The organism is Moorena sp. SIO3H5 (genome assembly GCF_010692395.1).
Lineage (GTDB): Bacteria > Cyanobacteriota > Cyanobacteriia > Cyanobacteriales > Coleofasciculaceae > Moorena.
Genome location: NZ_JAAHHS010000381.1, coordinates 1 through 7,310, shown reverse-complemented (window position 1 = coordinate 7,310; position 7,310 = coordinate 1). Strand labels below are relative to the sequence as shown.

The following is a 7,310-nucleotide window of genomic DNA, read 5'->3' as shown; positions in this document are numbered from 1 at the left end:
TTGCTTGAATGAAACAGTAATGCATCTAAATGTTCCTTCCCTACCATTTGGTGGGGTTGGTGATAGTGGGATGGGTGCTTATCATGGTAAAGCTGGTTTTGATACCTTTTCTCACCAAAAAAGCGTGCTGAAGAAGTCCTTCTGGCTGGATTTGCAGTTGCGCTATGCTCCCTACAAAGACAAACTGGAAAAGATCAAGAAATTTGTTAGTGGTTAGTCATTATTGGTGTTAGGGAGCGGGGAGCAGGGAGTCGGGAGTCGGCAGTCGGGAGTCGGCAGTCGGGAGATAGCGCCGTCTTGAGGAGCCAGTTGCTGATTTCCCCATCTTCCCATCTCCCCATCTCCCCATCTTCCCATCTCCCCATCTCCACACAGTGCGCGCGGCGCTATAACTAATTGCTAATCATCATCGGATTTCTTAGGATCATCCTCAGACCAAATGCCACTGGCTAAGCCACTCCAGCAGATCATCTTCCATTGAGCCATGGATAGTTTAGGAATTTTAGCAACGAATAGCCAGTCAGAGTGCTTTAGGTGATTATAGATACGATCTTTGGCACCACTATGACTATGATTCAGCCAGCCCCAGCCAGAGATACCTTTATAGCCCCGGTGATCTGTATCATCACCAAATCGGAAAGAGTATTCATTGTCACCGAAGTAGTCTACTAAATCAAAAGACTTGAACTTCTTAGACTTGATTGTCCCCTTACCCATGCCAATCTTGTATGTGCCATAGGCTTTCTCAGTGACATAAGCATCGTTGTTTTTATGTCCCACAACTTTGTAGGTAAAGTTGATATCCCAGTAGTCAGTTGTCCCTTGTTTGTAATTCTTCCCTTGTTTTTGTCCACCGAAAGCTTGTCCGTGGATGTGGATCTCACCTGTGCTGGTGTAGTCGAGCCATACCTTTGCGTCTTCGTACTCAAAATCAAAGGTATAGATATCTCTGGGATTACCAGTGAGCAGTCCATCAAGACGCAAGCCATAGGGTGGCGGACTGGCACTAGCATCAGGGTGATTGCAAAGTTGAAAGGTACACTTTTGTGGCGTAAATGTGGGCTTGAATGATAAGGGAACTAAAAAATTGATCGGAATCTCAAACTCACAGTTGTAAGCCGATTCTTGGATATTTTCGTCAGGCATGATTTGCCCTCCAACAGGTAGTTTTGCAGGTAGTGTTAATCTCTCCCAATGATGTCATAAGTTACTAACATGTTGCGGTACCCTTAAGGGTACCTTTTAGTTAACCTTAGCAAGAGACTGGTTAAGAAAAACCCCCTGACTTGGTAAGCCAAGGGGGATTTGAGGAACTAATTTCTATGAAATAATTTAAAGCCAGCCGTCAAAGATTCCTGTCAAAAGTTACTAAAGAGACTAAGTGGCAGGTGCTTTATCTGGCTCAGTACCCACTCCGTTCTCTTCAATGCCCATTTCCTCATACTTAGTAAAGCACTGACGCTTAGCCGCTACAGCTAGGTCGAGCACAATGGGTACTTCTAATTTGATGGGAACTTGGAACACACAGGGTTTATCGTATTTGTAAGGCATGTTTTTTACCTCTTGCTGTAATTAATTTCAATCAACACATTTATATAATGTCAAATAATTCTCTGGCTTGGCAGTACCCTTGAGGGTACCTTTTATAAACTGATGATAGTCTCCCATAACTTACCATCGGTATTGGTGGGTATTGCTCATTTAATTTATAGGCTCACTAATTTTAATCTTCCTGAGCAATGCCCACCCTAGGATTTTTATATGCTTCGGTATTGGTGGGTGTTATTATCGGTGAATCAATAAATAAAAACTCCTCCATTATGAGCTCATAATGGAGGATATAGAGGAAAGATACTACTGAATTTCTGTCCAGAATTAAACAGCCAGCTGTTAAAGATTCCTAAAGAGATTAAGTGGCAACTGGTTCGGCTGGCCTAATACCCCCTCCGTTCTCTTCGATGCCCATTTCCTCATACTTAGTAAAGCACTGACGCTTAGCCGCTACAGCTAGGTCGAGCACAATGGGTACTTCTAATTTGATGGGAACTTGGAACACACAGGGTTTATCGTATTTGTAAGGCATGGATTTTTCCTCTTGCTGTAATTAATTTCAATCAACACATTTATATAATGTCAGATCTAAATCTTCCTTGACAGTACCCTTGAGAGTACCTTTTATAAACTGATAATAAGATGGCATAACTTAGCCTCGGTATTGGTGGGCATTGCCCATTTAATTTATAGGATTACTAATTTTAATATTCCTGAGCAATGCCCACCCTACGATTTTTATCTGCTTCGCTATTGGTGGGCATTGCCGATTTTATTTATAGGCTAACTAATTTTAATCTTCCTGAGCAATGCCCACCCTACGATTTTTATCTGCTTCGGTATTGGTGGGCATGATTATCGGTTAATGTCGAAAATAAAAATTCCTCCATCCTGAGGTCAGAATGGAGGATAGAGAGGAGATATAGGACTTAATTAATGCCCAGAATTTAAAAGCTAGCCGTCAAAGATTGCTAAAGAGATTAAGTGCTAGGTACTTCAGCTTGATCACGACCACCTCCGTTACCTTCTGCCTCTTCGATGCCCATTTCTTCATACTTAGTAAAGCACTGACGCTTAGCCGCTACAGCTAGGTCAAGCACAATGGGTACTTCTAATTTGATGGGAACTTGGAACACACAGGGTTTATCGTATTTGTAAGGCATGGGTTTAACCTCTTGCTATAATTAATTTCAATCAACACATTTATATAATGTCAAATAATTCTCTGGCTTGGCAGTACCCTTGAGGGTACCTTTTATAAACTGATAATAAGATGGCATAACTTAGCCTCGGTATTGGTGGGCATTGCCCATTTAATTTATAGGCTCACTAATTTTAATCTTCCTGAGCAATGCCCACCCTAGGATTTTTATCTGCTTCGGTATTGGTGGGCATTGCCCATTTAATTTATAGGCTCACTAATTTTAATCTTCCTGAGCAATGCCCACCCTACGATTTTGATATGCTTCGGTATTGGTGGGCATGATTATCGCTTAACCAATAAATAAAAACTCCTCCATCCTGAGGTCAGAATGGAGGACAGAGAGGAGATATAGGACTTAATTAATGCCCAGAATTTAAAAGCTAGCCGTCAAAGATTGCTAAAGAGATTAAGTGCTAGGTACTTCAGCTTGATCACGACCACCTCCGTTACCTTCTGCCTCTTCAATGCCCATTTCCTCATACTTAGTAAAGCACTGACGCTTAGCCGCTACAGCTAGGTCGAGCACAATGGGTACTTCTAATTTGATGGGAACTTGGAACACACAGGGTTTATCGTATTTGTAAGGCATGCTTTTAACCTCTTGCTGTAATTAATTTCAATCAACACATTTATATAATGTCAAATAATTCTCTGGCTTGGCAGTACCCTTGAGGGTACCTTTTTTGTTAAGGATGATTAAGATTAATTTATTTTAAGGATAGCATTTTGATCAATGCTATCCTTTAGTTTTTCCCCATACACCTACTTAATCATTAATGGGAGCACATTCAACCTTGAGTAAATCTTCGCGAATCCATCCTTTCGCACCACTTACTGGAAAACCTACTCTGTGCCAACCATAGCCAACCCTGTCTATTTTGTAATCTGGCTCTGGAGGAGTTGCTGTTAGGACGTAGACATTATCACCGACTAAACCATAACCCAAGCTTCTATAATTAGTTCCTGCTCCAGAACGTAAAGTGATCCGAGAATTGGGGTTGCTAGCAGTTAGAGTGGCTCGACAGTGGGAACGCTCACTAGGAAAAGTATGCTGAGCAAAAGCCTCAGTTGTAGGGACGGTAACTGCAGCAGCTGTAGCTAGTAATAAGATTGCTTTTTTCATTTGTTTTCTCCAATCATCGATGTTTCTTATTTACTAGTAAAATATAAATAACAGTTGGAGTGATTCGAGACAGTGCCAGTTTATCAGTAGTCCTAACGCTGACAGCAATAAAACCTTATTTTTCCATAGTTAACACTGTTGCTAGTAAAGACAGTTGAGAAATTGGTCTATGGTTGTCTTGTGAGGGGGGAATAGGGAATAGGTAATAGGGAATAGGGAATAGGGAATAGGGAGATGGGGAGATGGGGAGATGGGGAGATGGGGAGATGGGGAGATGGGGAGATGGGGAGATGGGGAGATGGGGAGATGAGCAACTGCATTCTTACTTAATTAACTCTTGCCTTTTGCCTGTTGCCTCTTGCCTTGGGCATAGCACTATATCAGCAAAAGACTGGCAAAAAAAATCCCCTGGCTTAATCAGCCTAGGGGTATTGCAGGGATTAATTACTATGAACTAATTTAAAGCCAGCCGTTAAAGATTCCTTTCAAATATGCCTAAAGGTACTAAGTGCCAACCGGTTCGGCTGGCTCAGTATCTCCGCTACCTTCGGTCTCAATGAGCTCCATCTCCTCATATTTGTCAAAGCACTTACGCTTAGCAGCGACAGCGATATCGAGAACAATGGGTACTTCTAATTTGATCGGAACTTGGAACACACAGGGTTTATGATATTTGTAAGGCATGGGTTTTACCTCTTGCTGCAATTAGGTTTCATCAACACATTTATAGAATGTCAGATTTAACTCTGGTTTAACAGTACCCTTGAGGGTACCTTTTTTTTGAGCTGATCAGATCATGGCCTCACTTAAGGGGATTATCCGTTAACCGAAAAATTAAAACTCCTCCATCCTGAGCTTAGGATAGAGGAGGGATAGGACTTAATTTCTGGCCAGAGCTTGAAAGCCAGCCGTTAAATATTCCTGTCAAAGATTCCGACTCTTCCGCACTTACTATGCCAAACAGTTATTGAAAACGACTCCAAAGATAGCTAGAACTTTATTTTATACCTCACAATTATCAACTAACTGGAAATAATGTCCAAAAATTTTGCATAGTACTAGTTTTGGACATCATATAAAAACAACTTAGCATAGGGAGCATGTCACTTATGCAGAACATTTGTACTAAATTTATAGCCCCCTCATGGGTTTAAGCTTGCTCTGATGGTAAATAGTTCATTTGTTCTGCAACGCAAGACCTGCTCCCCTTAGCATATAGCGTTTGTATTTGAGATGTAAACCTGTATATTTTTTTTTATTGTCTAATAAAACTCCGGAGCTCCTGTCCTTATTTGCTTTTGCTTCTTATGTGCAAGCATTTTTCGGCAATTACTGTGTTTACAACCTAGATAAAACCCCTATAACAGGTACGGAATATCCAGATTTTATGCTAATATATTTTGAAGTTAACAGGCACTATCGTTGAATGATCAGGAGGTTTAAGAGAAGTATGGTCAAAGTCTTGCGGCCACCAATTCTTAGCTTGTGTCTAATAGCTGGTTTTTCCTTTATAATGCCCTTGACAGCTTATGGAGGAAACACTGACTCCACAAGATGCAGCGGAGGTATTGTCGCGCCTACCATTGCTGGTCAATATGTTGATAATTATGGTGGTCATCACAATATCACCGCTAATCAGTGGAGCATCGGTAATAACCCCTCCTCAGACTTGATTTTTGACTACTGCAGCTTAGATAACCCCGAGGAGGTAATAATTGCACAGAACGGTCCCAACAATGAATATAATCCCAATCGGTTTAGTCAATTTAACTGGGTATCTTACGAGGGTAACCTCTGGTACTGTCAGGAAGTGTTTGATGCTCTAACTGAAGAAGATGCTGCTTCACACCCACCCGCTGATCCGAGTAATCCGCCAGCGGGTGGCTGCGGTCAAAACAATTTTCCTTGGAGTCAATTGATTCCTGATTAACCTGATTTCGATTGACTTCCTCAGATTTAGTGCGCTAAATTTTTGAATCCCCCAAGTCTTATTCTACCGTTAATCATTATCATTAATTCCAGTTTATTTAGAATAAAACTTGGGGCTGAAACCATTACTTGGTTAGGTTTTAATGGAAGCCGTCAAAAGTCAGTAAACCAATATTTTTTACCTGAAATATAATTCGTCGAACTAAGGTTAAACGAGATTACATATCAAATAAATCATGACCGTTTGATGGTAAAGTTTGACAAGCATCGATTTCAAAAAACGTATTGCTAGAATCGAAGAAATCTGTAGCTCCTATCGTGCAAGAGAAAGGGTGACTGATTCCAATCTGGAAAAAGTTCTGCGGTCCGCTATCTGGGTCTCCGTCGGTTGGATCTATGCGGCGAATTATCTCACCTGTCTGTGGATTAACTTCAGCAATAAACCCTTGCTGACCATTTCCACTCAAGTTTCCACCAGCTACCCAAAGATCGCCTTCTTCGTCAAAAACAAGCCCGGTAGCACTTAGCACTTGAGCTACGAACTCACCATCGTCATCAAAGTCAAGAGGAATTCCAGTTTGAATCGACTCATCTACATCATCGCTTAAAAAGCGTCGAATTTCTCCAGTCCTCTCTCCATCTGGATCTAGACCAATTCCTGTATAAAGGTTGCCAAAACTATCAAATCCTACTCCAGCAGAAGCACCAGGAATATCTTCAACGATAGTCTGGATATCACCTGTTGATAGCGAAAGTTGTTCTACTTGGGAACCAGAAAAAGCGCCTTGAGGCTGAGTCCCCCGATTGATGAAAAGCTGATCCGATTGTTCAGAGCGGAAGCTAGCTGAAAAGTTTAAAGGAATATCGGCTATTAGCTCTGCCTCGCCACCTGTTATTGGTAAGGTAAAGATGTCGCCATTTGCACCTGTACTCAGAACAAAAAAGTCGGCGGTCGGCTCAGTAATAATAAAAGCTGGGGTAGCACCTTCAAACTCTGGTGGCAAAGTTCCTAGAAGATTAAAGTCCGAAGAACCTGGTTGACTCTGTACTTGTACTTCAAGACCATTAAAAGTAACTAACCTATTGTCAGGAAGAAAATCAAAAGTTGTAGAGAAAGAACCTGGAGCGGGATTTGGCAATGTCACATTCTGACTTGTCGTGAAGTCTGACTCAGTCAAAGTACTAGTATCAATTCCTATGAGGGTTGCCAACACTTCATCACCCAAGAAAATATCATTGCCAGAGAAGGTGAGGTCGTTAAAACTTATGCCCCCAAACAACTCAATCACATCATTACGAAAATCTTCAATTGTATCTGTGCCTTCTCCGGCTGCAATAACAAAAGTATCTTTACCATTACCACCTTTGAGCAAGTCGTCTCCAGTACCACCAATTAATCTGTCTCGACCATTACCACCTTTAAGGGAGTCGTCTCCAGCACCACCGATTAAACTGTCTTGACCATTACCACCTTTAAGGGAGTCGTGTCCAGTACCACCAATT

The 7,310-nt window shown here is 41.5% G+C and carries 10 protein-coding genes and 2 pseudogenes; 3 read left to right on the top strand and 9 right to left on the bottom strand.

Annotated elements, in window-relative coordinates; all coding sequences use genetic code 11:
• Window positions 1-217: pseudogene (locus tag F6K52_RS28890) on the top strand (aldehyde dehydrogenase family protein); the annotation flags it as partial.
• Here F6K52_RS28890 and F6K52_RS28885 read toward each other — a convergent pair.
• From F6K52_RS28885 to F6K52_RS28855, 7 genes are all read right to left on the bottom strand, one after another.
• Entirely contained in the window at window positions 214-357 is a 144-nt protein-coding gene (locus F6K52_RS28885; RefSeq protein WP_293086779.1) for a hypothetical protein, read from the bottom strand. The pseudogene F6K52_RS28890 and the gene F6K52_RS28885 sit on opposite strands and share 4 nt — an antisense overlap.
• A gap of 42 nt (window positions 358-399) precedes the next feature.
• The gene (locus F6K52_RS28880; RefSeq protein WP_293086776.1) at window positions 400-1,146 is read right to left on the bottom strand and encodes a hypothetical protein; all 747 of its coding nucleotides are present in this window, start codon (window positions 1,144-1,146) and stop codon (window positions 400-402) included.
• A 231-nt stretch (window positions 1,147-1,377) separates the two neighbouring features.
• Window positions 1,378-1,551 (bottom strand): hypothetical protein, encoded by a 174-nt coding sequence (locus F6K52_RS28875; protein ID WP_293086773.1) that lies wholly within the window; start codon window positions 1,549-1,551, stop codon window positions 1,378-1,380.
• A 358-nt stretch (window positions 1,552-1,909) separates the two neighbouring features.
• Window positions 1,910-2,083, bottom strand: coding sequence for a hypothetical protein (locus F6K52_RS28870; RefSeq protein WP_293086770.1), 174 nt, complete (start codon window positions 2,081-2,083; stop codon window positions 1,910-1,912).
• 448 nt (window positions 2,084-2,531) lie between these two features.
• A complete protein-coding gene (locus F6K52_RS28865; RefSeq protein ID WP_293086767.1) occupies window positions 2,532-2,714 on the bottom strand; it encodes a hypothetical protein in 183 nt (60 codons plus the stop codon).
• A gap of 447 nt (window positions 2,715-3,161) precedes the next feature.
• A complete protein-coding gene (locus F6K52_RS28860) occupies window positions 3,162-3,344 on the bottom strand; it encodes a hypothetical protein (RefSeq protein ID WP_293086767.1) in 183 nt (60 codons plus the stop codon).
• A gap of 177 nt (window positions 3,345-3,521) precedes the next feature.
• The gene (locus F6K52_RS28855; protein ID WP_293053031.1) at window positions 3,522-3,878 is read right to left on the bottom strand and encodes an SH3 domain-containing protein; all 357 of its coding nucleotides are present in this window, start codon (window positions 3,876-3,878) and stop codon (window positions 3,522-3,524) included.
• A 242-nt stretch (window positions 3,879-4,120) separates the two neighbouring features.
• Here F6K52_RS28855 and F6K52_RS28850 point away from each other — a divergent pair, with 242 nt between their 5' ends.
• On the top strand, window positions 4,121-4,336 hold the full coding sequence (locus F6K52_RS28850; protein ID WP_293086763.1) for a hypothetical protein: 216 nt from the start codon (window positions 4,121-4,123) through the stop codon (window positions 4,334-4,336).
• 46 nt (window positions 4,337-4,382) lie between these two features.
• Here F6K52_RS28850 and F6K52_RS28845 read toward each other — a convergent pair whose 3' ends face one another.
• On the bottom strand, window positions 4,383-4,562 hold the full coding sequence (locus F6K52_RS28845; RefSeq protein ID WP_293053025.1) for a hypothetical protein: 180 nt from the start codon (window positions 4,560-4,562) through the stop codon (window positions 4,383-4,385).
• Between the two features lie 766 nt (window positions 4,563-5,328).
• Between F6K52_RS28845 and F6K52_RS28840 the strand changes: the two genes are divergently transcribed.
• The gene (locus F6K52_RS28840; RefSeq protein ID WP_293086760.1) at window positions 5,329-5,808 is read left to right on the top strand and encodes a hypothetical protein; all 480 of its coding nucleotides are present in this window, start codon (window positions 5,329-5,331) and stop codon (window positions 5,806-5,808) included.
• 217 nt (window positions 5,809-6,025) lie between these two features.
• On the opposite strand, the pseudogene F6K52_RS28835 reads toward F6K52_RS28840, so the two are convergent.
• Window positions 6,026-7,310 (bottom strand): annotated as a pseudogene (locus tag F6K52_RS28835) (hypothetical protein); the annotation flags it as partial.